The 25,810-nt window shown below is 62.4% G+C and carries 22 protein-coding genes; 10 read left to right on the top strand and 12 right to left on the bottom strand.

Annotated elements, in window-relative coordinates:
• Window positions 1-338: 338 nt before the first annotated feature.
• From IB264_RS03845 to IB264_RS03835, 3 genes are all read right to left on the bottom strand, one after another.
• Window positions 339-1,094, bottom strand: a complete 756-nt coding sequence (locus IB264_RS03845; protein ID WP_025426092.1) for a LuxR family transcriptional regulator — start codon at window positions 1,092-1,094, stop codon at window positions 339-341.
• Between the two features lie 169 nt (window positions 1,095-1,263).
• Window positions 1,264-2,004: an autoinducer binding domain-containing protein gene (locus IB264_RS03840; protein ID WP_025426091.1), complete on the bottom strand. Its 741-nt coding sequence runs from the start codon at window positions 2,002-2,004 to the stop codon at window positions 1,264-1,266.
• Window positions 2,005-2,197: 193 nt separating this feature from the next.
• Window positions 2,198-3,010: an IclR family transcriptional regulator gene (locus tag IB264_RS03835; RefSeq protein ID WP_025426090.1), complete on the bottom strand. Its 813-nt coding sequence runs from the start codon at window positions 3,008-3,010 to the stop codon at window positions 2,198-2,200.
• A gap of 167 nt (window positions 3,011-3,177) precedes the next feature.
• Between IB264_RS03835 and IB264_RS03830 the strand changes: the two genes are divergently transcribed.
• The 5 genes from IB264_RS03830 to IB264_RS03810 all read left to right on the top strand — a co-directional run bounded on the left by IB264_RS03830 (window position 3,178) and on the right by IB264_RS03810 (window position 8,309).
• Complete coding sequence (locus IB264_RS03830; RefSeq protein WP_025426089.1) at window positions 3,178-3,948, top strand: SDR family NAD(P)-dependent oxidoreductase; 771 nt, start codon at window positions 3,178-3,180, stop codon at window positions 3,946-3,948.
• Complete coding sequence (locus IB264_RS03825) at window positions 3,945-4,865, top strand: 2-dehydro-3-deoxygalactonokinase (RefSeq protein ID WP_025426088.1); 921 nt, start codon at window positions 3,945-3,947, stop codon at window positions 4,863-4,865. Before IB264_RS03830 ends, IB264_RS03825 begins: the two co-directional genes overlap by 4 nt.
• A 16-nt stretch (window positions 4,866-4,881) precedes the next feature.
• On the top strand, window positions 4,882-5,517 hold the full coding sequence (locus IB264_RS03820; protein WP_025426087.1) for a 2-dehydro-3-deoxy-6-phosphogalactonate aldolase: 636 nt from the start codon (window positions 4,882-4,884) through the stop codon (window positions 5,515-5,517).
• Window positions 5,517-6,401: an SMP-30/gluconolactonase/LRE family protein gene (locus tag IB264_RS03815; RefSeq protein WP_025426086.1), complete on the top strand. Its 885-nt coding sequence runs from the start codon at window positions 5,517-5,519 to the stop codon at window positions 6,399-6,401. The genes IB264_RS03820 and IB264_RS03815 overlap by 1 nt, the downstream gene beginning before the upstream one ends.
• 183 nt (window positions 6,402-6,584) lie before the next feature.
• Window positions 6,585-8,309, top strand: coding sequence for an IlvD/Edd family dehydratase (locus IB264_RS03810; protein WP_025426085.1), 1,725 nt, complete (start codon window positions 6,585-6,587; stop codon window positions 8,307-8,309).
• Between the two features lie 61 nt (window positions 8,310-8,370).
• Here the strand turns inward: IB264_RS03810 and IB264_RS03805 are convergent, their stop codons facing one another.
• Complete coding sequence (locus IB264_RS03805) at window positions 8,371-9,468, bottom strand: hypothetical protein (RefSeq protein ID WP_025426084.1); 1,098 nt, start codon at window positions 9,466-9,468, stop codon at window positions 8,371-8,373.
• A gap of 365 nt (window positions 9,469-9,833) precedes the next feature.
• Here IB264_RS03805 and IB264_RS03800 point away from each other — a divergent pair, with 365 nt between their 5' ends.
• On the top strand, window positions 9,834-10,475 hold the full coding sequence (locus IB264_RS03800) for a PRC-barrel domain-containing protein (RefSeq protein ID WP_025426083.1): 642 nt from the start codon (window positions 9,834-9,836) through the stop codon (window positions 10,473-10,475).
• 60 nt (window positions 10,476-10,535) lie between these two features.
• On the opposite strand, the gene IB264_RS03795 is transcribed toward IB264_RS03800, so the two are convergent.
• Both IB264_RS03795 and IB264_RS03790 read right to left on the bottom strand, forming a co-directional pair.
• The gene (locus IB264_RS03795; RefSeq protein ID WP_025426082.1) at window positions 10,536-12,584 is read right to left on the bottom strand and encodes an NADH:flavin oxidoreductase; all 2,049 of its coding nucleotides are present in this window, start codon (window positions 12,582-12,584) and stop codon (window positions 10,536-10,538) included.
• Between the two features lie 95 nt (window positions 12,585-12,679).
• Window positions 12,680-14,230: a trimethylamine methyltransferase family protein gene (locus IB264_RS03790; RefSeq protein WP_025426081.1), complete on the bottom strand. Its 1,551-nt coding sequence runs from the start codon at window positions 14,228-14,230 to the stop codon at window positions 12,680-12,682.
• Window positions 14,231-14,320: 90 nt separating this feature from the next.
• Between IB264_RS03790 and IB264_RS03785 the strand changes: the two genes are divergently transcribed.
• On the top strand, window positions 14,321-15,253 hold the full coding sequence (locus tag IB264_RS03785; protein WP_025426080.1) for a LysR substrate-binding domain-containing protein: 933 nt from the start codon (window positions 14,321-14,323) through the stop codon (window positions 15,251-15,253).
• A 21-nt stretch (window positions 15,254-15,274) separates the two neighbouring features.
• Here IB264_RS03785 and IB264_RS03780 read toward each other — a convergent pair whose 3' ends face one another.
• Window positions 15,275-16,621, bottom strand: coding sequence for a bifunctional diguanylate cyclase/phosphodiesterase (locus IB264_RS03780; protein WP_225906253.1), 1,347 nt, complete (start codon window positions 16,619-16,621; stop codon window positions 15,275-15,277).
• A gap of 265 nt (window positions 16,622-16,886) precedes the next feature.
• Window positions 16,887-18,611, bottom strand: a complete 1,725-nt coding sequence (locus tag IB264_RS03775; RefSeq protein ID WP_025426078.1) for a response regulator — start codon at window positions 18,609-18,611, stop codon at window positions 16,887-16,889.
• 308 nt (window positions 18,612-18,919) lie between these two features.
• On the opposite strand from IB264_RS03775, the gene mutL reads away from it, so the two are divergent.
• Window positions 18,920-20,728, top strand: a complete 1,809-nt coding sequence (gene mutL / locus IB264_RS03770; RefSeq protein ID WP_025426077.1) for a DNA mismatch repair endonuclease MutL — start codon at window positions 18,920-18,922, stop codon at window positions 20,726-20,728.
• Between the two features lie 97 nt (window positions 20,729-20,825).
• On the top strand, window positions 20,826-21,059 hold the full coding sequence (locus IB264_RS03765) for a DUF2093 domain-containing protein (RefSeq protein ID WP_025426076.1): 234 nt from the start codon (window positions 20,826-20,828) through the stop codon (window positions 21,057-21,059).
• Window positions 21,060-21,129: 70 nt separating this feature from the next.
• Here IB264_RS03765 and lpxK read toward each other — a convergent pair whose 3' ends face one another.
• On the bottom strand, window positions 21,130-22,170 hold the full coding sequence (gene lpxK / locus IB264_RS03760; RefSeq protein ID WP_025426075.1) for a tetraacyldisaccharide 4'-kinase: 1,041 nt from the start codon (window positions 22,168-22,170) through the stop codon (window positions 21,130-21,132).
• 160 nt (window positions 22,171-22,330) lie between these two features.
• The gene (locus IB264_RS03755) at window positions 22,331-22,996 is read right to left on the bottom strand and encodes a metalloregulator ArsR/SmtB family transcription factor (protein ID WP_038575925.1); all 666 of its coding nucleotides are present in this window, start codon (window positions 22,994-22,996) and stop codon (window positions 22,331-22,333) included.
• 143 nt (window positions 22,997-23,139) lie between these two features.
• Between IB264_RS03755 and IB264_RS03750 the strand changes: the two genes are divergently transcribed.
• Window positions 23,140-23,637 carry a DUF2938 domain-containing protein gene (locus tag IB264_RS03750; protein ID WP_192433181.1) on the top strand — a complete coding sequence of 166 codons (498 nt, stop codon included), beginning with the start codon at window positions 23,140-23,142 and terminating at the stop codon, window positions 23,635-23,637.
• 55 nt (window positions 23,638-23,692) lie between these two features.
• On the opposite strand, the gene IB264_RS03745 is transcribed toward IB264_RS03750, so the two are convergent.
• Both IB264_RS03745 and waaA read right to left on the bottom strand, forming a co-directional pair.
• Window positions 23,693-24,397, bottom strand: coding sequence for an HAD family hydrolase (locus IB264_RS03745; RefSeq protein ID WP_025426072.1), 705 nt, complete (start codon window positions 24,395-24,397; stop codon window positions 23,693-23,695).
• Window positions 24,398-24,422: 25 nt separating this feature from the next.
• Window positions 24,423-25,736: a lipid IV(A) 3-deoxy-D-manno-octulosonic acid transferase gene (gene waaA, locus IB264_RS03740; protein ID WP_025426071.1), complete on the bottom strand. Its 1,314-nt coding sequence runs from the start codon at window positions 25,734-25,736 to the stop codon at window positions 24,423-24,425.
• Between the last annotated feature and the right edge of the window lie 74 nt (window positions 25,737-25,810).

Here is a 25,810-nt window from a genome sequence, read left to right as displayed (position 1 = left end):
CCCTGGTGTCCGTACATCCGGAATCACAAGCGTGATCCAGGGATCACACGGGGTTGGGTGGCGGCCCTTTTTGTCGCGACCTTCTTGGGCGCTGTCTTGTTTTTAGTCCCCTCTGGACATGCATCTAGCAATGCAGGATGCGTGCCAGATTCGAGGAAGAACAAAAAAGCGAATATTTTCAGTGGATTAGATGCGGCGTTGGTTGCCCGAGACCCCGAGAGCATCTGCCCAGTTTATGGGCAATGGTCTCAAATCCGCACAGGATCGGTGCATCTTTCAGCTGTGACCCACGCGGAAGACGGGGCGAAAGGCTTCGGGCCCGTCGCGCCGAACGACGGCTAGCTGATGTAGCCCTTCTTCATCGCCTTGACGACGGCCTGCGTCCGGTTCACCGCGTCGAGCTTCTTGGTGACGTGGTTGAGGTAGTGGTTCACCGTGTGCTCGGAGAGGCCGAGAATGCCGGCAATCTCGGCGCTGGTCTTTCCCGCCGCCGTCCAGCTCAGGCACTGGATCTCGCGCTCGGACAGCGACGCACTGCTGTTCTTCCACACGGAACCGATCTCGGCCAACCGGTTGTAGACATGGATCGCGATCATCTGCAGTTCCATGATCACCGTCATCGGCAGTTCGGCTTCCGGCCCCATCAGGATGACGGCGCCACGGCCGCCTTCGGCGTCATGCACCGGGAAGTAGCTGGCCTGGAAGATGGCGTTCTCGCGCAGCATCGCAATGTATTCCCGGGCTGAATCGGGCTTGCCGCCCTCGCCTTCCCAGGCATCGAGCGTCACCTGGAACGGCGTCGTCGTTTCCCGCAGCCGCTTGACGCCGGTGCTGAAGCGCAGCATCGACAGGCTGTCATATTTGTTGAGCAGCTCTGCCGGCATATTGGAAATGACCGTGGTTGCCGCCAGGCGCTCGACATCAATGGAAGGGATCGAACAGATGAGAAAGGTTTTGAAGCCGAACATCTGCGTGATCCGCCGCATATAGCGGATGATGTCGAACTGGGTCTCCAGTTTTGCGATCTCGGACGCGAAATCACCGCCCCGGGGCAGATCTGCGTCAGTCGTCCCGGTGGTCATCGTATCCTGCATTCGCGCGTTCCATGGCATTCATCAACTATCAAATAGACCGACCTGCAGGCCAATGCCAACAGATGATCGAGATTCCCTGCCCTACGCGCCCAAAAGCCTGTGTATTTCCCTACAAGCGACCTGCGCCATGCCGCAGCATCCAGCTTTGATGTGCAGGATGTGCCAATTCTCAGTTGATCAAACCGGCACGCATGGCCTTGACGACCGTTTGCACGCGATTGACCGAATCCAGCTTTCGCGTCGCCCGGTTGAGATAGTGGTTCACCGTATACTCCGATAGCGCCAGGATGCGCGCCATCTCGCTCGTGGTCTTGCCGGCGGCGGCCCAGCGCAGGCATTCGACCTCGCGGCGCGACAGGCTTCCCGAGCCGCGTCGCCCGCGCTCACGCACCTCGGCCAGCTTGCTGAACAGAATACCGGCCCACAGATTGAGTTCCTGCATCTCGTCGTTCGACACCACAGGGCGGTCGCCGCCAAAGGCAATCGCAGCCCGGTGGCCGCCAGCGTCGTGCACCGGCAGATAGATGCCGCGCGGCATGCCCGCCTGCTCAAAGACGCAGATGGCCGCGTCGCCCTTGCCATCGGCGCGGCGGCGCGCCAGTTGATGGGCATCATAGGTAAACGGTATGGTGCTGCGGCGCAGACGCTGGATCACAGGGCTGCCATTGATCAGGCCAGCGCTGTCGTAGCCTTTCAGGAACTCGACCGGATAGGTCGTCATGATGGCGTTGTCCTCAAGGCTGTTACAGCCGGTATCCGGAACGGCGAGCACAAGGAAACCACGGAAGCCGTAGGCCTCCGCAACCTGGCCGATCACCCGTCTGATATCGTCCTCGCAACAAATCGGCCCCCTCACGGACCGTCCGTCAGGAAGCATCAATGACGCCATATTCGCGCTGAAATCGATCATCTTCCGCCCTTCTCCACATCCAGCTCCGGGGAGGAGCACGGCCGCTGACGCCGCATGAAGATCACGTCAAAATTTCTATCAATGTCATAATCAACTCTGTCCGCGGGAACCGCGAAGCGAGTCTGATATATTAACGTTATCGAGCTTGGAACACTACGTCCAGTCGAAGTTTCTAATTTACCGTAAAGTGAACTCAAGGTCCACCGCGGCCCGGACCGAGGCGAATCGCGGCCTCCTCCCCGATCGCCGCCGCCGCCGTCCGTACCGCCCCCGACCAGGCGGCCAGTTGCTCCATGCTCACCCGATAGGCCGGTCCCGTAACCGAGATTCCAGCCGTCAGATCGCTACCCGAAACACGGATCGGCGCAGCCACGCAACGGATCTCTATCTCATGTTCTTCCCGATCGAAAGCGTGTCCGTCGCGGCGAATGTCCGCAATCTCCGCCAGCAACGTTTCGGCCGAGCGATGCGTATGCGGGGTGAACGCGTGGAACGCCATTTTTGCAACAAGCCGCTCCAGTTCCGGTTGCGGCAACAGCGACAGCGCCGCCTTGCCGATGCCGGTGCAATAGACGGGAGAGGCCTTGCCGATCTGCGAACTCATGCGCACCGTCTGCCGGCTTTCGACCTTGTCGACATAGACGATCTCGGTTTCCCTGAGGATGCCGAGATGCACAGTCTCACCCGTCAACTCGTGCAGGCTGCGAAGATGCGGTTCAGCAACGTCGCGGAAGCGATTGCTGGACCAGGAGCGATAGGCAAGTGTGAGCAGGCGCAGGCCCGGCTCGTAGCAGAGATCGCGCCGCTGCACGAGCAGCCCTTCCTCGACGAGATGGCTGAGCAGCCGATGCAAGGTTCCGCGCGGCTGGCCGGATCGGGCAAGGATGTCGGTGAAACGCTGCGGCCCATCCGCCATCACAACGGCCTCAAGAACGGCCATGGCCTTGCCGAGCGTGCCGGTACCCGCCACCTCACCATCCGCAAACACTGCCAGGTCTTCGCTCATGTCGCTCGCATCATTCCGGTCCCATCAAGGTCCAAGGTCCGCCATCCTATCTTGACAAGATAACCGCCGTCGCCCGATAATTCCATATAATAAAATCACGTTCCACATATTGGAACAAAGAAACCTGCAAGCGTGCCGGGACGGCGCGAATGGGGAGTGCCCGACCGATGCCGTTGCCTGCGGCCCAATTTCACGACCTGAGGGATCGCTGTATCCTTGTCACCGGCGGTGGCGCCGGCATCGGTGCGGCACTCGTCGAAGGTTTCGTTCGTCAAGGGGCGCACGTCGCCTTCGTCGACATCGACGAGGCGGCAAGCCGGGAGCTCGCCGACAGGCTTTCTGTCGAGGCCGGATATAGGCCGCTCTTCATTCATGCCGACCTGCGCGATATCGAGGCATTGAGGACAGCCGCCGAAACGGCCGCGGCGACACTTAGCGCGATCCACGTGCTCGTCAACAATGCCGCACGCGACGACCGGCAGCCGCTCGAAAGCGTCACCGAAGAGAGCTGGGACGAAAGCCAGGCCGTCAATCTCAGGCACCTGTTCTTCATGAGCCAGGCGATAGCGCCGCATATGCGCCGGGCCGGCGGCGGATCGATCGTCAACTTCTCGTCGATCGCCTTCCTGCTCAACATGGCGGAAATCCCCGCCTATGCGACGGCCAAGGCGGGCATCATCGGATTGACGAAGTCGCTTGCCGGCAAGCTTGGCCCCGACAATATCCGCGTCAATGCGATCCTACCCGGCATGATCGTTACCGAGCGCCAAAAGAAACTCTGGCTCGACGAAACGGCGATTGCAGCGATGCTGGAGAAACAATGCCTGAAGCGAAGCCTGACCGCCGAGGACCTCGTCGGCCCATGCCTTTACCTGGCGTCCAACAGTTCCATGGGCATGACGGCCCAAACGATGATCATTGACGGAGGCGCACTTTGATGACCGCAGCCTATTATGCCGCAGTCGACTGGGGAACCACGAGCTTTCGGCTCTGGATCATTGCCGAAGACGGCGCGGTGCTTGCAGAGCGGCGCAGCGGCGAAGGCATGACCACGGCCGCCAAGACCGGCTTTTCAACCGTGCTGGAAGCACATCTGGCGGCGGTGGCCGCACCGACGCACCTGCCCGTCATCATCTGCGGCATGGCGGGCGCCAAGCAGGGCTGGCTGGAGGCCGGCTACCTCGATACGCCCGCCGTCCTCTCGAGAATTGCGGCAAGCGCCGTCGCGGTGCCCGATGTCGGCCGCGACATCCGCATTCTGCCGGGTCTTGCCCAGCGCGATCAGCAGCATCCCGACGTCATGCGTGGCGAAGAGACCCAGCTGCTCGGCGCTGCAGCCAGGCTTGGCGACGGCCGGCACCTCGTCTGCATGCCCGGAACCCACAGCAAATGGGTGCGGCTCGACGGCGGCAAGGTCACCGGTTTCTCGACCTTCATGACCGGCGAATTGTTCGACGTGATCGCCAGGCATTCCATTCTCAGCCATTCGGTCGCGGATGCGCAGGTTTTTTCCCGCGACCATCCCGCGTTCCTCGCCGCCGTCGCGGCGGCCTACGCCGACCCGGCGCTCGCCACCAACCTGCCGTTCGGCGTGCGGGCCGGGCAATTGCTGCACGGCACGACGGCGACGGACGCCAAGGCGACGCTGTCGGGTACGCTGATCGGGCTTGAGATCGCCGGCGCCCTGGCAGCGGCCGGAACCGTCGATAGCGTCTGCCTCGTCGCCTCCGGCTCTCTCGGTGCGCTCTATCGCGAAGCACTTGCAAGCCTCAATCTTAGCCCCCGGATCGTCGACGCCGACGAGGCCGTGCGCGCCGGCCTTTCGACTGCCGCACAGGCAATCTGGCCCCTCTGACCGAAAGACTGCTGATATGAACCGTATCCCCTTTCCGCCGATGAAATACCCGCTGGTCGCCATCCTGCGCGGCCTCAAGCCCGAGGAAACCGAAGGCGTCGTCGGCACGCTGATCGAGGCGGGCTTCACCGCGATCGAGATCCCGCTCAATTCGCCGGACCCGTTCCGGTCGATCGAAACCGCGGTAAAGATGGCGCCGCAGGGCTGCCTGATCGGCGCCGGCACGGTGCTGACGACCGCGCAGGTCGAACAGCTTGCCGATGTCGGCGGACGGCTGATGGTCAGCCCCAATGTCGAGCCGGCAGTGATCCGGCTGGCGGCGCAAAAGGGCATGGTGACCATGCCCGGCGTCTTCACCCCGACGGAGGCGCTCGCGGCCGCTGCGGCAGGCGCAACCGGCCTCAAATTCTTCCCGGCAAGCGTGCTCGGCCCTTCCGGGATCGCCGCGATCCGCACCGTGCTGCCGACCGATGTCGAAGTGGCAGCCGTCGGCGGCGTGTCGGAGGAGAATTTCGCCGACTATGCCAAGATCGGCATCAGAAGCTTCGGGCTCGGATCGAGCCTCTACAAGCCCGGAATGAGTGCCTCCGACGTCGGCAAGCGCGCCGTCGCGACAGTCAAGGCCTACGACGCCGTCTACGGAGCACGATGATGAGCGATAGTATTCCTTTTGCCGGCAGCATCCTTTGCGGAGCGACCTCGATCCTCGGGGAAGGCCCAACCTACGACCCCGGCAGCGGCACCGCCTGGTGGTTCAACATCAAGGGCCAGGAACTGCACGAACTGCACCTCGAAACCGGCCGCAAGGCCGTGCATGCGCTTCCGTTCCTCGGCAGCGTCCTTGCCGTCATCGATCCGCTCCGGCAACTGATCGTTTCCGACCAGGGGCTGTTCCTGAGAGATACGCAGACGGGCGCGTTCAGCCTCGTGACGACGCTGGAGGACAAGCCCGGCAACCGCTCGAACGACGGCCGCGTTCATGCGTCCGGTTCGCTGTGGATCGGCACCATGGGGCGCAGCGCCGAAAAGGGAGCGGGCGCGATCTATCACGTCGCCGGCACGCAGGTGACTAGGCTCTATGACCGGATCACCATTCCCAACAGCATCTGCTTTTCGCCTGACGGAACCGTTGCCTATTTCGTCGACACCGATGTCAACCACCTGATGCGCGTCGACATCGATGCCGAGACGGGATTGCCAACGGGCGAGCCCAGCCTGCTCGTCGACAGCAGCGGCGAGGCCGGCGGCATCGATGGCTCGGTCTGCGACGCCGACGGCTTGATCTGGAATGCCCGCTGGGGCAGCGGCACGGTCGACGTCTATAGGCCCGACGGCGTGCGTCTCACGCGCTATGCGATGCCGACGACGCAGCCGAGCTGCACGGCCTTCATCGGGGCGAAGGCCGACCGCATGCTGGTGACGTCGGCCTGGCAGGATCTGGACGAAGCGGCGCGCGCAGCTGATCCGCATGCCGGCAAGACCTTCGAACTCGGCGTCAGCGTCAACGGCCGGTTCGAGCCGTCCTTCCGCCTCTGATCGGAAACCCTACAGCACCGCGCGTCTTATTAGACGCGCAAAGGTCGCTGTAGCACTTTGAAGTGCTGCATGTTTTTTCCTTAAATCGAATGGGATTTTAAAGAAACATGCAGTAGCGAAGCGCCAATAAAAAGTCATACAATTCATCCACGCGATCAATCGCATGGTGAGGAGGAAGCTTGAATGAGCGACAAGAAGAAAGAACTGCGCAGTCGGCACTGGTATGGCGGCACCCACAAGGATGGTTTCATCCATCGCTCCTGGATGAAGAACCAGGGATTTCCGGACCATGTCTTCGACGGGCGCCCGATCATCGGCATCTGCAACACCTGGTCGGAACTGACCCCATGCAACAGCCACCTGCGCATTCTGGCTGAGGGCGTCAAGCGCGGCGTCTGGGAGGCCGGCGGCTTTCCGGTCGAGTTTCCGGTGTCCTCGCTTGGCGAAACGCAGATGCGGCCGACGGCGATGTTGTTTCGCAACCTGCTCGCCATGGACGTCGAGGAGGCAATCCGCGCCTATGGCATCGACGGCGTCGTGCTGCTTGGCGGCTGCGACAAGACGACACCCGGCCAGCTGATGGGCGCGGCTTCGGTGGACCTGCCGACGATCGTCGTTTCCTCCGGGCCGATGCTGAACGGCAAATGGAAGGGCAAGGACATCGGCTCCGGCACCGACGTCTGGAAATTTTCAGAAGCGGTGCGCGCCGGCGAGATGAGCGTTCAGGAGTTCATGGCGGCCGAGAGCGGCATGTCGCGTTCGCCCGGCGTCTGCATGACCATGGGCACGGCCACCACCATGGCGTCGATCGTCGAGGCGATGGGCCTGTCGCTGCCGATGAATGCCGCACTCCCCGCCGTCGATGCGCGCCGAATGGCGCTGTCGCACATGACGGGCAAGCGCATCGTCGAGATGGTGCATGAGGATCTGCGCCTGTCGAAGATCCTGACCAAGAAGAATTTCGAAAACGGGATCATTGCCAACGCCGCCGTCGGCGGATCGACCAATGCGGTCGTGCATATGCTGGCGATCGCCGGCCGTGCCGGCGTCGATCTCTGTCTCGAGGACTTCGACCGCGTCGGCGGTCAGGTGCCGTGCATCGTCAACTGCATGCCTTCAGGCAAGTATCTGATCGAGGATCTCGCCTATGCCGGCGGCCTGCCAGCCGTCATGAACCGCATCCAGCATCTGCTGCATGCGGATGCGCCAACGGTCTTCGGCATGCCGATCAGCCGATATTGGGAAGACGCCGAGGTCTTCAACGACGACGTCATCCGCCCACTCGACAATCCGCTGCGTGCGGCAGCCGGCATTCGCGTGCTCAAAGGCAACCTTGCGCCGAACGGCGCGGTCATCAAGCCGTCTGCCGCCAGCGAACATCTGCTGGCGCATGAGGGCCCGGCCTATGTCTTCGAGACGATCGAGGACCTGAAGGCCAAGATCGACGATCCGGATCTGCCGGTGACCGAAGACACCATCCTGGTGCTCAAGGGCTGCGGTCCCAAGGGGTATCCCGGCATGGCGGAAGTCGGCAACATGCCGATCCCGCGCCGGCTGGTCGAAAAGGGCGTGCGCGACATGGTGCGCGTTTCGGACGCCCGCATGTCGGGTACGGCGTTTGGAACCGTCGTGCTGCATGTCAGCCCGGAATCGAACGCCGGCGGGCCGTTGGCGATCGTCAGAACCGGTGACCGCATCCGGCTCGACGCGATGAAGGGCGAACTCAACCTGATGATCAGCGAGGAAGAGTTTGCAGCCCGCATGGCCGCCTGGCAGCCGCCGGAGCAGAAATGGACACGCGGCTACTACAAGCTCTATCAGGATACGGTGCTGCAGGCGGACAAGGGCGCCGACCTGGATTTCCTCGTTGGCGGAAGCGGCAGCGAGGTTCTGCGCGAAAGCCATTGAGGATAGCTGTTGCGCCAAGCGACACGGCAGTGGAACCCCGCCCCTTCGGCGGGGTTTTCGTTTATCCGGCCGTCGATCGGCGACCGACCAGCAACTCGGTGGCCGGCGCCAACGAGCGCAGCCGCGACCAGGTCTCATAGCCATAGATGGCGAGACCAACCGCAATGAAGAGTTCCTTGTATTCGGTCGGATCCCAGATGCGCACGAGTTCCTGCGCCTGCAGCACGAACAGTTCCTGGATCGCGACGATCAGGATCGCGCCGGCGGTGAGCACTGTGAATTCCCGCCATAAGCCGCCCCGCAGTGCGAGATCGGCGATCACCAGCAGGATGATTATCGTCATCATCACCATCATCTGGGTCGGCAGCATGCTCCAGTTGTCGCTGTTGAACGCCGCCATCGGTGCGCTTGCCGCCAACACCAAAACGCTCGGCGTGAATGCTTCGAACCGCCCGAGCGCGAAACCCTTGCGAAGGTAGAGCCAGACAAAGGGCGCTAACGTCAAAAGCACGAAGCTGCCGGTATAATAGAGCAGCTCGGTGAAACCGGTTGAGATGTTGTGCAGGTTCAGTTCCTGCTGCTTGTTGAGGCCCAGCAACGCGTCGGGCGTGGAAATGCCGAACACGCGTTGCATCCAGGATATCTCTTCCATGCCGACGATGAACAGAACAAGGCTGAAGGATGCCGCGGCACCGGCCGCCAGCCATGCGACGCGATCGGCCTCACCCCGCGCCGCGCGCAATTGACCCATGGCCGCCAGCGCGAAGAACACGCTTGAGGCAAAGATCAACAGGGCGGAAAGCCACTCGAAGATGTTGTCCTCGCGGGCCAGGGCGCTGAAGATCGCGGCATCGACGCTGAAAAGAAGGGCCGCCGCGGCTGCAAAGACCGGCATTGCGATGCAGATCCACAGTTCGCGGCGTGAGGCCATCCGAAGCGCGGGTGCGCCGAGCCAGGACGCATCGCGCGTGAACCCCTGAATAGCCGCAAGCGACAGACTGAGCGACACCCATGCATGCCAAAGATTGTAGGGTTCGATCTCAGGCATCCGCTCCGAAAAATAGCGCACGCCGAACAGGCTGCGCTCGATCCCGACAAGGCCGACCATCACCAAAACGGAAAGCAGGGAAACGGAGAGAAATCGCCGTGGCAGAAACATGGGGAACCGTCCAGATCAACAGGATGGAATATCCACGAAGAATGCTCCATCCCGTCTTCAGCAAGTATAGGCAAGAACACTCAATATTGTATGAATGTAAAGCAGAACTCAATAAACCACTAAAATACATAGCCGGAGTGATGACGCTCCGATATCTGCCGAAAGGTGAGCGACGACCACCGGCGATATTGATCTGCGACCATAGAAGTTTGGCGCATGACTGCCAGAATTCCGGCGCGATCAGTCGAATTTTTCTGGAACCGTTTCTGCCGCCAGGCGTTGCTTTGGTATCACCGGTGCGGTGGAAACCTGGCGACGATCAGGACCGCGCCTTGATCGACAACGTCAAGGAAAGGCAGTTTGAGATGACCAAGAAACTTGTATCTTCCGTTGCGGCCGGTGCGCTTATCGCGAGTGTTGCGTTCGCGCCGATGACCTTCGCTCAGGACGCCACCCAGCCTAAGCCGGCCGAGCCGCAGACGATGGAAATTCAGCCGGCTCCGGGTGCCGAAGCACCTGCAGACCAGGCGCAGACGACACCGCCGGCAACCACCGAAGCACCTGCTGTCACGGCCCAGTCTGACGGAACGTACCTGACCGAACAGGCCAGTGACCAGATCGCGACCAGCACCTATGTCGGCCAGACCGTCTATAATGCCGGCGACGAAAATGTCGGTGAGATTAACGACCTGATCATCAAGAAGGATGGCGGCGTTGTAGCTGCTGTGATCGGTGTCGGCGGCTTCCTGGGCCTCGGTGAGAAGAACGTTGCGGTCCCGTTCGATCGCATTCAGATCTCCGAACAGGCCAATACGGATGCCTTGAAGCTGACGACGACGGAAACCGCCGAAACCTTGAAGGCGGCTCCCGAGTTCAAGACCAAGGCGCAGCAGGTCGCCGAACAGCTCGCCAACCAGCCGGTTGACACGTCGACGACCTCCTCGACCACCGGAACGGCACCGGCTACCCCGATGCAGCCGGCACCGGCTGAGGGTACCCAGCAGTAAGCTGGATCGTTAGACGACCAGAAGATGGAGCGGCGGTGCTTTCACCGCCGCTCGTTTTGTTCAGAAAAGCACGCCGTAGCGCAGCGCATCATAGATGCCGGCATGGATGTTGCGGCTGGCGACGGCATCGCCGATGCGGAACATGTCGAAGCCGGCGCCCGGGTTGCGCAGTGGGATCGGGTTTTCGCCGCGAAGCAGCGCCTTGTAGTCGACGGCGCCCAGATTGCGAGAAATCGGCTTCAATTCGCGGTAGAGATCGTCCATCGGCACGGTGCCGTGCTCGACCACCACCTGCGCCACCCGGCGTTCGCTCGATGCCGTGTCAGAAAAATCGGAACCGAGCGTCGCCACCAGCCCATTGCCTTCCCGCCGAACCGACCGGAGGCGGGTGTTGATCGTCACACGCACATTGTGATCTGCAAACGCCCTGGCGTAAGGCACATGGTTCATGCCGCCGACTTCGGGCGCGAACATGCGCTCGGGCGAGATGATCTCGAGCTCGACGCCAGCGCGCGCAATCAATTCGGCCGCAGTCATGCCGCTATGGGCGCCGTTGTCGTCATAGAGCAGCACGGGTCCCTCCGGCTTCACCGCACCGGCGATGATATCCCAGCTTGAGACAACCAGTTCGTCCCCCGCCTCCAGAGCCGGGTTTTGGGCGATGCCGCCGGTAGCAACGACGACAAGATCGGGCGACCGCTCCAGAACATCGTCGACGCCGGCAAAGACGTTGTAGTGGATCGGCACGCCAAGCCTCTCCAGCTCCGACAGCCGCCAGTCGACGATGCCGATCAGTTCCTTGCGCCGCGGATTGCGCTGGGCAAGCAGAATCTGCCCGCCCGCCTCGCCGGTAGCCTCGATGATCTCGACCACATGGCCGCGCTCGGCAAGCACACGCGCCGCCTCAAGGCCGGCCGGACCGGCACCGACGACGACGGCCTTTCGCTTCGGCCCTTCGCTTCTGGAGATGACGTGTGGCACGATCGCCTCGCGCCCAGTCGCCGCATTGTGAATGCAGAGTGCGCCGCCACCCTCGTAGATACGATCGAGACAGTAGGTCGCGCCGACGCAGGGGCGTATCTGGGCTTCCCGGCCCTCTTCGATTTTCCGGACGATATGCGGGTCGGCGATATGGGCACGGGTCATGCCGACCATGTCGAGTTTGCCCTCGGCTATCGCGTGGCGTGCGGTGGCGACATCGGCGATGCGGGCCGCATGGAAAACCGGAAATTTGGTCGCCGCCCTGATTTCGCCGGCAAAATCGAGATGCGGCGAGGCGGCCATGCCCTGGATCGGGATGACCTTGGTCAACGGCGCATCATGGTCGATGTGTCCGCGGATGATGTTGAGGAAATCGACCTTGCCGGAGTTTGCCAGGCGGCGGGCGATCTCGATGCCTTCTTCCTTCGAAAGCCCCTTCTCCCAATCCTCGTCTGCCACCATGCGCATGCCGACGATGAAATCCGGCCCGACGGACTTGCGGATGGCGTCGAGCACCATGTGGGTAAAGCGCAGGCGGTTGTCGAGCGAGCCGCCGAAGTCGTCGTCGCGCTGGTTGGTGGCAGGCGACCAGAAGCCGTCCATCAGATGGCCGTAGGCCTCAAGCTCTATACCATCAAGGCCGGCGGCCTGCATGCGGGCGGCGGCTGTCGCATAGTCGCCGACGATGCGCTCGATATCCCAGTCTTCGATCTCCTTTGGAAACGACCGATGCGCGGCCTCGCGCACCGGCGAGGCTGAGAGAACCGGCAGCCAGTCGCCCTTGTTCCAGCCGGTGCGGCGGCCGAGATGGGTGAGCTGGATCATCACCGCGGTGTCGTGCTCATGACAGTCGTCGGCGATCTTCTTCAGCCAGGGCACGATCTCGTCGGAATAGGCGTGGAGATTGCCGAAGGCAGGCGGAGAATCCTCCGAAACGATGGCGGAACCCGCCGTCATGGTCAGCGCCATGCCGCCCTTGGCCTTCTCAAGATGATAGAGGCGGTAGCGATCCTTCGGCATGCCGTCTTCGGAATAGGCCGGCTCATGGGACGTCGACATGATCCGGTTCTTGAGCGTCAGATGCTTGAGGCGGTAAGGCTGGAGCAGTGGGTCTTTCGGCAGCGTCATTTCTGTTCCCTTGAGCACCGCCTGTCCGCTGAGCTGGACCGGTGGCACGGCATCATTCTTGTTATGCGCATTCTCAAAGAAGGCTCGGCGTCGGCTCAGTACCAGGCGTCCGCCATGCCGTTCTTGCGGCGAGAAACATAGTCCGTCAAAGCGTCGTCGATCACCACGTCCAGCGGCGGCGCTTCGTATTCGGCCAGCGTCTTCTTCCAACTCCTGTTGGCGCGCGCCGCCATGTCGGTTCCGCCCTCCTCTGTCCATTTTTCAAAAGGCTCGTTGTCGGACAGGGCCGAATCCCAGAAGGCGGTCTGGTAATTGCGCATGGTGTGATCGCATCCGAGGAAATGGCTGCCTGGCCCAACCTGCAGAAAGGCGTCCATGGCCAGCGTGTTGTCATCGACGACAACGCCGGCGAGGTAGGAATGCAGCGCGCCGCAGAAATCCGTGTCCATGACGAACTTTTCGTAGGACATCGCGAGCAGCCCATCGACGAAGCCGGCCGAGTGCAGGATGAAATTGGCGCCGCAATGCACCGCCGACAGCATCGACATGACGCCCTCCTGCATCGCTTGCGCGTCTGGCAGCTTGGAATTGGAAAAATTGCCGGCGCAGCGCAGCGGCAGGCCGAGGCGCCGTGCCAGTTGGCCGATCACCATGCTGCCGATCGCCGGCTCCGGCGTGCCGAAGGTCGGCGACCCCGAACGCAGCGACATGGACGACAGGAAGTTGCCGAAGATAACAGGCGCGCCCTTGCGCTCCAGCTGGGTCAAGGCGCAGCCGGCCAGCGTCTCGGCATAGGATTGCGCGATCGCTCCGGCATTGGTGACCGGACCCATGGCGCCGCCGAGAATGAAGGGCACGATGACAGCCGCCTGGTTTGCCCGCGCATAGGCGCGCAATGACTTCGTCATCGTTCCGTCCCAGACGAGCGGTGAATTGACGTTGACGTTGCCAAGAATGACGCAGTTGGCGTCGACGAAATCGTGCCCGAAGACAATGCGCGCCATCTCGATCGAGTCTTCGGCGCGATCCTCGGCGGTGATCGAGCCCATGAAGGCTCGGTCGGAATATTTGATGTGGCAATAGACCATGTCGAGATGGCGCTTGTTCACCGGAACATCGACCGGCTCACAGATGGTGCCGCCGGAATGGTGCAGCCAGGGGCTCGACTGCGCCAGCTTTATCAGATTGCGGAAGTCTTCGATCGTGCCGTAACGCCGGCCGTTGTCGAGATCGGTGACGAAAGGAGAGCCGTAGGCTGGCGAGAACACGACATTGTTGCCGCCGATTTCGACGCTGCGGACGGGGTTGCGGGCATGCTGGGTAAACTGGCGCGGCGCCGAGCGCACGATCTCCTTCAGCATGCCGGGCTCGAACGTCACCCGCACGCCGTCCAGCTTGGCGCCAGCGCGTTTCCAATGATCAAGGGATGCCGGGTCATCGCGAAACTCGATGCCGACTTCGGCAAGAATACGGTCGGCGACCTTCTCGATTCGGAGCAGGTTTTCTTCGCTCAGGATATCGTAGGTCGGAATATTGCGGACGATGTAGGGGACGCCAAGGCTCTTGGCGCTGACACCGCCGCGTTGCGGCCTTGATCCTCGTGTCCGTCTCGGTGCTTCGCCCGCTTCCACAGCCACCATTTCCATCGCCGTCCTCCCATCATTTGAGGTGATGGTATTGACGAAAAATCACGTTGTAACGCTGGAAAAAATTGAGCCATGCGATAAGCCTAAGTTATGGAAAATCTACGCCGCCTGCTCCCGTCTGCAACCAGCCTCATCGTGTTCGAGGCTGCCGGCCGTCATCAGAATTTCACCCGAGCCGCCAACGAGCTCGGCATGACGCAGGCGGCCGTCTCCTACGCCATTCGCGGGCTGGAAGAGCAGCTGGGTGTACCGCTCTTCCACCGCGTGCATCGCGCCGTCGAATTGACGGAGGCTGGTGAGAAATTCCACGCCGACGTATCCGTCGGTCTGTCACGGATCCAGAAGTCGGCGGAAGACATTCGCTCCAAGGGGCGCGAGACTAATGTGACGCTTGCGGCATCGACCGCTTTTGCCTCGATGTGGATGCTGCCGCGCCTCAACCGCATGCGCGAGGATCTGCCGGAGATCGATCTGAGGATCCAGACGAGCGTGCGCGATCTCGACCTCGACGAGGAGCCGATCCCGCTCGGCATCCGCGGCGGCGATCCGAGCCATTGGCCGCGCTACCATGCAGCACTTCTGGCCGAGGAAGTCGTCAATGCGGTGGCGACGCCCGCCTATATCGAGCAGCATGGACTGCCAAGCAAACCTGCCGATTTGCTGCGCCACAACCTCATTCATCTGGAAGAACCGGTCCGGCGCGCCTGCGACTGGACCGAATGGTTCGCCAGCGCCGGCCTTCCCTACCCGCCTCAGGCGCGTCGTCTCGCCATCAACGACTATGTCCTGGTGATCCAGGCGGTGCTATCAGGCGAAGGGGTGGCGCTTGGCTGGGAGCACCTGACCGATCCGCAGGTTCGCTCCGGTGCACTGGTGCCGGTCTGCGGTCACGTGCTGAAGACCGGACTGGCGTTTTACGTCGTCTGGCCGCGCTCACGCGAGCTGAACAGTCAGGCGCGACGGGTCAGGGATTGGCTGCTGGCGGAAGGTACGCGAAACCGGGCCGAGAGCGCCAAGGACTGAAACCCACTATTGCGGCAGGGTCTAAAGCTGAGCTGCAACGCCGCGATAGCGGTCCGAGAGGTAGCGCATCGTCGCGACAGCGTCGGCCGGCTTGCCGTAGAAGTAGCCCTGGCCCATGCCGCAGCCGAGCGCCTTCAGCTTCAACGCTTCGGAAAAATCCTCGATGCCTTCGGCGACGACCTCAAGTTCCAGGCCTTCGCACATCGACACGATCGCCTTGATGATATGCTCGGAGGCCCGGTCGGCGGAAATCCGCGACACGAAGGCACGGTCGATCTTGACCTTGTCGAAGGAGAAGTCGCGAAGGCGCCCAAGGCTCGACTGACCCGTGCCGAAATCGTCGAGCGAGACGCGCACGCCGGCTGCCCGAAGCTCAGTCACGATCTTCTGGGCAGTCTCCGCGTCAGCCATGACGGCCGTCTCGGTGATCTCCAGTTCCAACCGTCGCGGGTCGAGACCGATCTGGTTGATGATCGTCAGGAGACGCGTGCTGGTCGCCGGGTCCATCAACTGTGCCGACGACAGGTTGAACGACAGGAACAGCTCCTTCGGCCAGGCGAGTGCCGCATGGGCGGCCTTGCGCAACAGCGTCTCGGCCAGCGATTCGATGAAGCCGCGCTCTTCTGCCAAAGGTACGAACACGGCTGGAGAGACATAGCCGAGGTCGGCGTCGCACCATCTGGCCAGGGCTTCGAAACCGACGACCGCGTCGTTGCGCAGATCGACGATCGGCTGGAAGTGCACGTCGACCTCGTTGGCGATGATCGCGTTGCGCAGCGCCTGTTCGAGCTGCGTCGCGCGCTTCATCTCTTGGGCGATTTCCTGGGAATAGACGGTGATCTGGCCGCGGCCGCGGCGCTTGGAACGATAAAGCGCCGTATCGGCGCTCTTCAGCAGGTCTTCAAAGACCTCGCCGGCAAAAGGATAGACGGCAAAGCCGAACGAAGCGGAAAGGCGGACGTTGCGATCGCCGAGATCGAAGGGCGCCGACAGCACCTCTTTCAACATCTGCCCGACTTTCTCCGCACCCTTGCGCTCGAAGACGAGCGGCAGGACGAAAGCGAATTCGTCGTTCTCGGAGCGAATGATTGTCGCGCCTTCAGGTGCACAGGCTTGCAGCCGATGGGCAACCTGGCAGAGGATCTCGTCGCCGGCTCGCGGGCCGAACAGATCGTTGATCGGTTTGAACCCATCGATATTGGCAAGACCGATGGTAAAGGGAGCGGGATCGCTGGCGCGCTCTTCAGCCAGATCGCAAACGGTCTTGCGGAGTTGGCGCGCGTTGCCGAGCCCGGTCAACAGATCGACCGAGCCGCCGATAGCCGGAGCCTCCCTGCCGATGCGATGATAGGGAGTTTCGCCCGACATCATCGGCCAAGCCCCTGGATCTCAAAAGAACCCGCCCGTCCGTGCCGGTCGGCCGACAAGGCAAGCCGGTCCGCGAAGCGGCGGTGCGCTTCCGGCGAAGTTCCGACGTTGACGGCTGTGGGGCTGCGATGCATTCCGGAGGGGCTCTACACTTTTTGGCAATACGGTGCAGAAGATCGCAATCGGGGGTTAACAATCCGATATCGCCTCGCTCCAAGATCTGCCATCGACATCCCCAATTCTAGCGAGTTGACACGAATTCCGTTCAACCTGCCGTTCGCATGGCCATTACCGGCATGAATTTTCGCAGCACGGCCTCGATCATGTCGGGGCTAACCGGCTTCATGATGTGATCATCCATGCCCGACCTCTTGCACTGCTCCAGATCGATATCGAGGGCCTGAGCGGTCACGGCGATGATTGGCGTTCTGTCGTTTCTCGCCTTTTCCGCTGTTCGAATGGCAACGGTCGCATCGAAGCCGTTCATGACAGGCATGGACACATCCATGAGGACCAGTGCCGGCTGAAGCTCATGCCAGAGTTCGACGGCCTCGCGACCGTTGGCAGCAATGCGATGGGAGACGCCGAGCCCTTCCAGGATCTGCGTGAAGACGAACTGGTTGATCTGGTTGTCTTCGGCAACGAGGACGTCGACCTGTGAAACCGGCACGGACGCTGTGCCCTCGTCCTCAAACGAGATCGACCAGTCCGATTGTAGGAGCGGCGAGGCCTGCGGGCGCTCGGCACAAACACGGAAAACCTCGGTCAGAACAGCGGCAGCATCCTGATCGGATTCGACGGTAACGACCGGGCAATTGCGCCAGGCCCCCGGAATATGCTGCCCATCCGGAAAAGCACCATCCAGCAGCAGAATGTCGAGCTTCACGCCGGCGCTTTCGGCGGCCATGCCGAAGGCGGTCAACTCATCGAGGTTGCGCACCGCACAGGCTTCAAGGCCCGAGCCGCGCAGACGCGCAACCAGCCGATCTTCCGTCAGCCGATCGGCAGAGGCAAGCAGAACGCGCAAACCGCGCGCCGGAAGGGTCTCGATCATCGAGCCCGCCTCGACCAGTTGCTGTACGTTCAGCGCGCGGAACGGATCGTAGAAATTCTGGGCCGGCGCAAAAATGCTGTAGTCGTTGATCTGGAGACCGCCGGAGGGAGCGGAACCATCCTCGGAGCCATTGTACCAGCCGGCGATATCCGTCACGTCGCTCATGCAGGTCACGACGAAATGGCGGCCTGGCATGCCAACGCGATACTTGCGGGTGAGAACCCAGAGGTCGCTGCCATCAGCGCGGACAATATGTTCCGCTTCCGAATGCGGCTTGCCGGTTTCAAGCACGCGCCGATCGGAGTGCTCGAAACGTTCGGCAAGTTCGCTGTCGACCAGATCCCAGGCCGAACGACCGAGGATCGCGTCCTGCGAGAGATCGTGAATTAGGCAGAACGCCTTGTTGACCGCGATGTAGTTGAGGTTGCGATCCTTGACGCAGATCGGATTGGGCTGGACATCCAGGATCTCTTCGGTCAGTTCGACCCGCTCGAGGTCCGTCTGCAACTGCTCGTCACGCTTCCTCTGGTCGGAGACATCGGTGATCGAAAGGATGCCGATACCGTTGGAAAGACGACGCTTGCGCATGGAAACCCAGCGCGTGCGGCCGGCGCGCTCGACATTCTCGTAGCGCTCGCGCCAGTGCAGCGCCATATGCTCGGCAATCCAGTCTTCGCGGTTCGTCCGACGACGGCTGTTTTCGGGAACTGTGCCGGGGCGAACTCCGGTGTCGTAGACGGCGCCGAGGAAATCGCGCAATCGCGTTCCCGGCAACAGCATCTCGGAGGGAACGGGGAAGTACTGCAGCATGGTGCGGCTGGCAAAGAGGATGGTGTCGTCCCGGCCGCAGACAACCATCGCTGAGCCGAGCGCATCGCAGCTCGACTCAAGAATGATCCTGTTGATGTCCGCGCCGTTCGGCGCCCCATCGTTCATTGCGCTGTCCTCACTCGCCCCCTGCGGCGGTTTCATTTCGGGACATGCTGGGATGGCCTTGGAAGGCGTCTCTTCGAGCGGGGGTGACACGACGTCCAGCAACGCCGCGGTGCTCCAAAGACAAAACCCGTGATCATTCAGGTTGTTGTGGAAAATCGCAGCAGAATATTAAGGGGCAATTAAATCTCCGTCTCATTTTTTGGTGCACCAATGGGTTGCACAACCAAAGCCCAATAATAGAAGGCACGAGGCGGGGACAGAGCTGTATTTCCACTTCCGTTCCGTCGCCGAATCCGGGAAAATAGAGCATGGCCATCAAGCAGCTCTCCGAGACCCTCATCAATCAGATCGCCGCCGGCGAAGTCATCGAACGCCCGGCCAGTGCCGCCAAGGAACTGATCGAAAACGCGCTCGATGCCGGTGCGACCCGGATCGAAATCGCCACCGCCGGTGGCGGCAAGACGTTGCTGCGCGTCACCGACAACGGCGCGGGCATGCAGCCGGCCGATCTGGAGCTGGCGGTCAGGCGGCACTGCACGTCGAAGCTCGACGACAACCTGTTCGATATCCGCACACTCGGCTTTCGCGGCGAGGCTCTGCCGTCGATCGGATCGGTCTCCCGGCTTTCGATCACCACTCGAACGGCAGGCGCTAGCGAGGGTGCCGTCATTTCCATTGCCGGCGGCAGGACGGACCCCGTCCGCCCGTCGCCCGCCAATACCGGCACGGTCGTCGAAGTCCGCGACCTGTTCTTTGCGACCCCCGCCCGGCTCAAATTCATGAAGTCGGAAAAGGCCGAGGCCTCGGCGATCTCGGATGTGGTGCGTCGCATGGCGATCGCCTTTCCGAAGGTGCGTTTCGTGCTGTCGGGATCTGACCGGACGACGCTGGAGTTTCCGGCGACGGGCGACGACCGGCTCGCCCGCATGGCGCAGGTGCTCGGCAAGGATTTCCGCGACAACGCCATCGAGATCGATGCCGAGCGCGAGGACATTCAGCTGACCGGCTTTGCCGGGGTGCCGACCTACAACCGCGGCAACTCGCTGCAGCAATATGTTTTCGTCAACGGCCGTCCGGTTCAGGACAAGCAACTGCTTTCCGCCATTCGGGCAGCCTATTCCGAAACGATCCCGCATGGCCGCTATCCCGTGGCGGTGCTGTCGATCGCGCTCGACCCGGCACTCGTCGACGTCAACGTGCATCCGGCGAAATCGGATGTTCGCTTCCGCGATCCGGGCCTCATCCGCGGGTTGATCATCGGTGCCATCCGCGAGGCCCTGGCCCGCGAGGGTGACCGGGCATCGACGACCGGAGCGAGCGGAATGATGCAGGCGTTCCGCGCCGAGCAGTTCCGGCCGCGTCAGCCCTGGAGCGCGGAAACCTCGCCCTACCGGCCGACGCATTTCGAGACCATCGTGCGCGGCCTGTCCGAGACGCCGCAGGCAAGCTTTTCTGCCTTCTCCGCACCCTCGGCCCGCACGGCGTCGCCTTTGGCAGAGCCTGACCGGACCGTTGCGGACGCGCTGGCGCCGCAATCGTTTCCACTCGGCGCCGTGCGCGCCCAGCTTCACGAAAACTATATCGTCGCGCAGACGCAGGACGGCCTTGTCATCGTCGACCAGCACGCCGCCCACGAACGTCTCGTCTTCGAAACCATGCGAACGGCGCTGCATTCGAAGCCTGTCGCCGCCCAGGCGCTGCTGATCCCGGAAATCGTCGATCTTTCCGAAGACGATTGCGACCGGCTGATGACGCATGCGGAAGAACTGGGTCGCCTCGGCCTCGGCATCGAGCGCTTCGGACCTGGCGCCATCGCAGTGCGGGAAACGCCGGCCATGCTGGGCGAGATGGATGCCGCCGGCCTCGTGCGCCAGCTCGCCGACGAGATTGCCGAATGGGACACGGCCAACGGGCTCGCCAGCCGGCTTGAATATCTCGCCGCGACCATGGCCTGCCATGGATCCGTCCGCTCCGGCCGCCGCATGCGGACTGAGGAAATGAACGCACTGTTGCGCCAGATGGAAGCAACGCCGGGCTCTGGCCAATGCAATCACGGCCGGCCGACCTATATCGAGCTGAAGCTCTCCGACATCGAGCGACTGTTCGGCAGGAGCTGATGCCGGGAGCGGTCCGGCGCGGCGAAATGCACTGGCATTTTACCGGGCGTCGGGCTAGATCAGACAGCAGACCACGAAGACGGAACAGGCCCAGAAAATGATGAACCGGTTTGAAGGAAGCGCCTCGCGCGAAGCGAAGGTCCGTTATCTCGACGGCGACTTTCAGATCGTCCTTGCTGGCTCGCATGTCATCTGCGCGATGACGGGCAAGACCATTCCCGTGGACGAACTGCGCTACTGGAGCGTTGCCCGTCAGCAGCCCTATGTCGACGCGGAAGCCTCGCTCGAAGCGGAAAAGCGCGCAGGCGCCCTGCCGAACCAGCGCCGCTAACGTTTTCCGTCAGGAGGGCCTTCCCATGGCTCCGCTGGCGACAAAAACGCTCTAACGGCCAAATCCAGCCTTACTTCTGTTCCGCTTCCCGCAGCTTGCGGGTGCGCGCGGCCGACAGCGCGGTTGTCACGATCTTTGCCGGTGCCGACGGATCGTCGAAGTGCACGTCGATTTCGATCACCCGGCTTGCCCGAGCCAGTTCCGCTGCCCGGCCGTGGCCGGGCTCCAGGCGAACCATGTCCTTGGCCGTGGTCACGAGCGTGCAGCCGAGTGCTGCGGCCCGGTCGAGAAGGTCCGATATCTCGTCCTCTGAGAAATGATGATGGTCGGGGAAGCTGCGGGTTTCCTCGATGACGGCGCCGGTTTCCCGTACGGTGCGATAGAATTTTTCCGGGTCGGCGATACCGGCCCAGGCCAACACTCTCACGCCGTTCAGCGAGCCGTCGTCGAGCCGCACGACCTCCGCCTGGTAGACCTGCTTGCCGGCCCGGGCGGCGCGACGGATCAAGGCATCCGCCTCGGCGCCGTTGCCGATCTTCAACAGCGCGGTCGCATGGCGCAACTGATTGGAAATCGGCGCGCGCACCGGGCCTGACGGCACGAGGTAACCGTTGCCGATGCCGCGGCGGGAATCGATGACGAGCAGCGCAAAATCGAAGGCCAGCCGCGCGCTCTGGAAACCATCGTCCATGATGATGATATCGACGCCTTCGGCCACCAGCCGGCGGGCACCATCGACGCGGCGACGGCACACAACCGTCAGCGCCTCGCGCGCCAGCAACAACGGCTCGTCGCCAACATCGCGTGCCCTGTGGTGTTCAGGCTCGACGATCGTCGTCACATCAAGCGAACCGCCATAGCCGCGGCTGAGGAAACCCGGCTTCAGGCCTTTGGCCCTGACGGCGCGCGCAAGCGCGATCGCCGTCGGCGTCTTGCCGGCGCCGCCGACCGTGAAATTGCCGATGCAGATGATCGGGACCGGAACGGACGCTCGGCGAGCGCGGTCCATGCGCAGGCCGGCGATACGTCCATAGATCCAGGAAAACGGCCACAAAGCCCGCGCACGCCAATCCGCCTTTGTCCACCAGAACGGCGGCGCTTCCGATACCATCTTTGTTTCCGTGGCCCCGTCTGGTCCTTCCGGGAAGGACGATGCACATCTTGGCTGCCGCTGGCCAAAACCGGCGACGGCGTAACTGCCGACAAAAAACGTCAGAACGCGGAAAAAGGCAAGCGGCACAAGACAATGCCTGTTGCGTCAGACTTGTCGTCTAGCTGAGGTCCCGGCTTTCCACAGCAAGGCCGGCTGCTTTCCAATCCGGGAACCCGCTCTCAAGCCGGCGGACGGTAAAGCCGTTGCCTTGCAGAACCCTCACCGCGTCAAACGACAAGGCGCAGTAAGGCCCGCGGCAATAGGCGACGATCTCGCCTCCTTCAGGCAGTTCGGCAAGGCGTCGTTCGAGTTCCGCAATCGGAATATTGATCGCACCGGGAAGATGACCCGACAAAAATTCGTCCTGCGGCCGCACATCCAGCAGCGTGACGTCCCCTCCCCGCATCCGCAGCAGCAACTCTTCGCGCGAAATCGCCTCGAGGCGGTCCGGTCGGTCGAGGCGATCGGCGACGAGTTCGCGGATCTGAGCGCGATTGTGCTCGGCATATTGACGCAGGGCCGAGAGCAGGCCGATCACCGGGCCGGCACCCAGCCGATAAAGCACGCGCTTGCCATCCCGCCGGGTCTCGACAAAACCGGCGCGGCGCAACTGCTGCAGATGCTGCGACGCGTTGGCGATGCTCAGGCCGGCGAGCTCAGCAAGACGCTCCACCGAGCGCTCGCCCTGGGCGATATGCTCGAGCAGGAGCAGGCGCTGGGGGCTCGCAAGCGTGCGGGCAAGCTCGGCAAATTCCTCGAAGATATGGAGTTGAAGGTCGGTCATTGACAGAAGCCTAGCATTTCTCCATGACTCATTCAATTACTCAATTGAATGATGCTTTGACTTGTCAGATGACAGATCGAACGCCCGCATGTGCGCGATCTGTCGATGCAGCGGCCATGAAGATGATGTGAGAGGATACGAATATGGAAAAGGATCTGGTGTTGCAGGCCATCCTGATCGGGATCGGTGCGACTGCGGTCATGGATCTCTGGGCGGTGGCGGTGAAACGTTTGCTCGGCATACCTTCCCTGGACTACGGCATGGTGGGCCGCTGGATCGGACATTTTCCGCAGGGCCGCTTCCTGCACCAGCGTATCGCAGCAGCGGCACCCGTCCGTAGCGAGCGGCTGATCGGCTGGACTGCACATTATGCGATCGGCGTAGTCTTCGCCGGACTTCTGTTGCTGATCTGGGGGACTGACTGGGCGGAGCGGCCGACGCTTGTCCCGGCACTCATTGTCGGCCTCGCGACCGTGGTCGCACCGTTCTTCCTGATGCAGCCGGGTATGGGCGCGGGCATCGCGGCCTCGAAAACGCCGAGCCCCAACATTGCCCGCCTGCGCAGCCTGCTCGCACATGCGGCATTCGGCTTCGGGCTCTATCTCTCGGCGTTGACTTTATCGGTCCTCTGGCGATCATAGGACCATGCTTGAAACTCGTGAGAGCGGCAACGAAGGAAATACAGCTCGGCAAAACCTAGAGAACGGCTTCAAGCTCGGTGATATCAGCCAGGCAATGGTCAGAGGCATCGGCGAGCGATTGGCGCGAGCCGGTGCCCGTCAGCACTGCGACGGTCATGCCGACGCCGGCGTTGCGGCCCATGTGCATGTCGTGATTGTTGTCGCCGACGACCACGACCTGCTGCGGATCAAGCCCCGTCGCGGCACAGAAGCCGAGCACCATGCCGGGCTCGGGCTTGACACCGTAGCCGCTGTCGTAGCCGGCGACGTAATGCAGATAGCCGTCGAAACCAAAGCGTCTGGCGGTTTCGCGGATCGAGCGCTCGTTGTCGCTGGATGCGACACCCAGGCGATAGCCCTTGGCATGCAGACCGGCGAAGAACGACCCGAGGTCGGTGACCGGTACCGCGTACTCGGCAGAACGGGCAAACAACCCGTCAAGCAGCGTCGTCAACGCTTCCACGGTAAACGGCGCACCGGCGGTGACGAACCCGGTCGAGATCTCGACGGTGTTGCCGGCGGCAAGCAGGCTGTCGGGCAACACATGGCCGGTGTCCGGATCCATGCCGCCGGCCTTGAGCAGGGTGCGGGCCAGGCCCTCGTCGCCCTTGGCTGCGATCTTCGCCAGTTCGTAGTTCACCGGCACCCAGCTCTTGGCGTAGTCGAGCAGCGTTCCGTCCTTGTCGAACAGGATACCGGCGATGGCTGTCGGTGCGCTCATGGTGATCTTGCGTCTCCCGGTGTGGTCAGATGTCGTTGCGCGGTTCGAGCCGCGCCTTGACGACGAGCGGATTGATATAGGGCTCGAGCCCCTTCATCGTCGCCGACAGCGCTCCGCGCATCTCTTGCACGGTTTCGAGGCCGGCATCGATCATCGAACGACGCATGTCGTCGTTGGCGAGCAGGTAGTTGACGCCCTTTGCCAGCATCTCGGTATCGCGGACGATCTTGGCGCTGCCGTTCTTGGCGAGCATCTGGTAGGTCTCGCGGAAATTCTGGACGTTGCCACCCGAAAGAACGGCGCAGCCGAGCATTGCCGGCTCCAGCGGATTCTGCCCGCCTTCGGCAAACAGCGAGCGTCCGACAAAGGCCACCTCGGTCAGGCGCAGATAGAGCCCCATCTCGCCGATCGTGTCGCCAAGGAAAATATCGACGTCTGATGTCAGCGGATCGCGACGGGTGCGACGCGCAACTTTCAGCCCCTTGGCCGTTAGCGCCGCCTCGATCGCATCGCTGCGCTCGGGGTGCCGCGGCACGACGATGGTCAACAGACCGGTGCGCTCCTTGAGGGCACGATGCACGACGCCGGCAGCATTTTCCTCGCCGTCGAAGGTCGAGATCGCCGCCCAGGTTTTGCGCGTGCCGATCTGCTGGCGATATTCCTTCAACGCCTGCGGGTCGTGCGGCGGCGCGTCGGTATCGACCTTCAGGTTACCCGATACCATTACCGGCAGAGCACCGAGCGTGCGAAACCGCTCGGCATCGACATCCGATTGGGCGATGACGAGCGCGAGGTTCTCAAACAGTGCATCGGCGAGCGCCGGCCGTTTCTTCCAGCGGGCGAATGTGCGGTCGGACAGGCGGCCGTTGACCAGAACCTGCGGGATATGGCGTCGCCCAAGTTCCAGGATGGTCATCGGCCAGATCTCGGATTCGGCGATGATGGCCAGATCCGGCTGCCAGTATTCGAGGAAACGATTGACCGCCGGCTTGAAATCGAGCGGCACGTATTGGTGAATGACCGCCTCGCCCAGACGCCCAGCCGCGACCCGCGCCGACGTCTTCGTGCCGGTCGTCAGCACGACATTGATACCGCGGCGATGGATTTCCTTGATCAGCGGGATGACCGCATTGGTCTCTCCGACGCTTGCAGCGTGGAACCAGACGAGCGGACCTTGCGGACGCGGCACGCTGGCATGGCCGTAACGCTCGCGGCGGCGCGCCGGGTCCTCCTTGCCCTTCGCAGCGCGCAGGGCAAGATAGGACCACACGAACGGATAGATCGCCGAACCAATCCAGCGATAGCTGGAGAGCGCCAGCCGGGCGCGAAAGCTGCTCATGGCCTCAATCCCCAGCCCAATGGAAAGCTCGGGCGAAGGTCAGACGCAGCGCGCGCGCGGGAACGCGCCACGCA

This window comes from Ensifer sp. ENS11 (assembly GCF_014851895.1).
GTDB lineage: Bacteria > Pseudomonadota > Alphaproteobacteria > Rhizobiales > Rhizobiaceae > Ensifer > Ensifer canadensis.
The sequence above is the reverse complement of the archived record's forward strand: the minus strand, read 5'-3'. Positions and strand labels throughout refer to the sequence as shown.

Bases quoted from the DNA above. Each gene is read 5' to 3' on its own strand.
- IB264_RS03845 (WP_025426092.1), bottom strand. From the start codon at position 1,094: ATGCAGGATACGATGACCACCGGGACGACTGACGCAGATCTGCCCCGG.
- IB264_RS03840 (WP_025426091.1), bottom strand. From the start codon at position 2,004: ATGATCGATTTCAGCGCGAATATGGCGTCATTGATGCTTCCTGACGGA.
- IB264_RS03835 (WP_025426090.1), bottom strand. From the start codon at position 3,010: ATGAGCGAAGACCTGGCAGTGTTTGCGGATGGTGAGGTGGCGGGTACC.
- IB264_RS03830 (WP_025426089.1), top strand. From the start codon at position 3,178: ATGCCGTTGCCTGCGGCCCAATTTCACGACCTGAGGGATCGCTGTATC.
- IB264_RS03820 (WP_025426087.1), top strand. From the start codon at position 4,882: ATGAACCGTATCCCCTTTCCGCCGATGAAATACCCGCTGGTCGCCATC.
- IB264_RS03815 (WP_025426086.1), top strand. From the start codon at position 5,517: ATGAGCGATAGTATTCCTTTTGCCGGCAGCATCCTTTGCGGAGCGACC.
- IB264_RS03810 (WP_025426085.1), top strand. From the start codon at position 6,585: ATGAGCGACAAGAAGAAAGAACTGCGCAGTCGGCACTGGTATGGCGGC.
- IB264_RS03805 (WP_025426084.1), bottom strand. From the start codon at position 9,468: ATGTTTCTGCCACGGCGATTTCTCTCCGTTTCCCTGCTTTCCGTTTTG.
- IB264_RS03800 (WP_025426083.1), top strand. From the start codon at position 9,834: ATGACCAAGAAACTTGTATCTTCCGTTGCGGCCGGTGCGCTTATCGCG.
- IB264_RS03795 (WP_025426082.1), bottom strand. From the start codon at position 12,584: ATGACGCTGCCGAAAGACCCACTGCTCCAGCCTTACCGCCTCAAGCAT.
- IB264_RS03790 (WP_025426081.1), bottom strand. From the start codon at position 14,230: ATGGAAATGGTGGCTGTGGAAGCGGGCGAAGCACCGAGACGGACACGA.
- IB264_RS03785 (WP_025426080.1), top strand. From the start codon at position 14,321: ATGGAAAATCTACGCCGCCTGCTCCCGTCTGCAACCAGCCTCATCGTG.
- IB264_RS03780 (WP_225906253.1), bottom strand. From the start codon at position 16,621: ATGTCGGGCGAAACTCCCTATCATCGCATCGGCAGGGAGGCTCCGGCT.
- IB264_RS03775 (WP_025426078.1), bottom strand. From the start codon at position 18,611: ATGAACGATGGGGCGCCGAACGGCGCGGACATCAACAGGATCATTCTT.
- mutL (WP_025426077.1), top strand. From the start codon at position 18,920: ATGGCCATCAAGCAGCTCTCCGAGACCCTCATCAATCAGATCGCCGCC.
- IB264_RS03765 (WP_025426076.1), top strand. From the start codon at position 20,826: ATGATGAACCGGTTTGAAGGAAGCGCCTCGCGCGAAGCGAAGGTCCGT.
- lpxK (WP_025426075.1), bottom strand. From the start codon at position 22,170: ATGGTATCGGAAGCGCCGCCGTTCTGGTGGACAAAGGCGGATTGGCGT.
- IB264_RS03755 (WP_038575925.1), bottom strand. From the start codon at position 22,996: ATGACCGACCTTCAACTCCATATCTTCGAGGAATTTGCCGAGCTTGCC.
- IB264_RS03750 (WP_192433181.1), top strand. From the start codon at position 23,140: ATGGAAAAGGATCTGGTGTTGCAGGCCATCCTGATCGGGATCGGTGCG.
- IB264_RS03745 (WP_025426072.1), bottom strand. From the start codon at position 24,397: ATGAGCGCACCGACAGCCATCGCCGGTATCCTGTTCGACAAGGACGGA.
- waaA (WP_025426071.1), bottom strand. From the start codon at position 25,736: ATGAGCAGCTTTCGCGCCCGGCTGGCGCTCTCCAGCTATCGCTGGATT.